At 57.3% G+C, this 915-nt stretch carries 1 protein-coding gene; it reads left to right on the top strand.

Annotated features, from left to right (window positions below; all coding sequences use genetic code 11):
• The first annotated feature begins 74 nt into the window (after window positions 1-74).
• Window positions 75-905 (top strand): IS5 family transposase, encoded by an 831-nt coding sequence (locus GXY01S_RS16755; protein ID WP_061276912.1) that lies wholly within the window; start codon window positions 75-77, stop codon window positions 903-905.
• The last annotated feature ends 10 nt before the right edge of the window (window positions 906-915 follow it).

Here is a 915-nt window from a genome sequence, read left to right as displayed (position 1 = left end):
GTCTGACCGAAAATGAGTTGAGTGATTTCAGCGGGTTATGATTCATGGGTTTGCGATAACCTGATGAGATCAAGATGGCCTGGACTGAAATCACCCGAGCGCAGTATCAAAGGGACGACCTGGAATATGCAAGCGACCTGCGCGATGCGGAGTGGGCGCTGATTGCGCCGCTGATGCCCGAGAAGAAACGGCTGGGCAGACCACGACGTACGGATTTGCGCCGGGTCATGGAGGCGATCCTCTATATCGTCACGACCGGTTGCCAATGGCGGCAGTTGCCCCGGCACTTTCCGGCCTTCACGACCGTACAGGGCTATTTCTACCGTTGGATCCGCGAGGGAAGATGGGAAGCCATGAACCATATTCTCGTGATCCTGTCGCGTGAGCAGGACGGGCGAGACGCCACGCCTTCAGTGGGCATTATTGACAGCCAGTCGGTTAAAACCGCTGAAAATGGCGGCCCACGCGGTTATGACGCGGGCAAGAAGATCAAGGGACGCAAGCGGCATATCGCGACCGACACGCTGGGTCATGTCGTGGCGGCTGTTGTACATCCCGCCGACATTCAGGATCGTGATGGTGCGCCGCTGGTAGCGGTCAGGATACGCTCATTGTTTCCCTGGCTTCGCCATCTGATCGGTGACGGGGGATATGCTGGCGAGAAGTTGCGTGGTGCGCTGGCTGAACTCGGCCGATGGACGATCGAGATCGTCAAACGTAGCGATCGGGCCGAAGGCTTCGTCGTCCTGCCCAAACGCTGGATCGTGGAGCGTAGCTTTGCATGGCTCGGACGTTGCCGTCGCCTCACGAAGGATGTCGAGGCAACAATCTCGTCATCCCACGCGTGGTTGATGATTGCCCATATCCGCAGAATTCTGCGAAAAATCAATCAAACCGCTTTCTGATTCAGGCTCT

The sequence above is a fragment of the Komagataeibacter xylinus NBRC 15237 genome (assembly GCF_001571345.1).
Classification (GTDB): Bacteria; Pseudomonadota; Alphaproteobacteria; order Acetobacterales; family Acetobacteraceae; genus Komagataeibacter; species Komagataeibacter xylinus.
The sequence above is the reverse complement of the archived record's forward strand: the minus strand, read 5'-3'. Positions and strand labels throughout refer to the sequence as shown.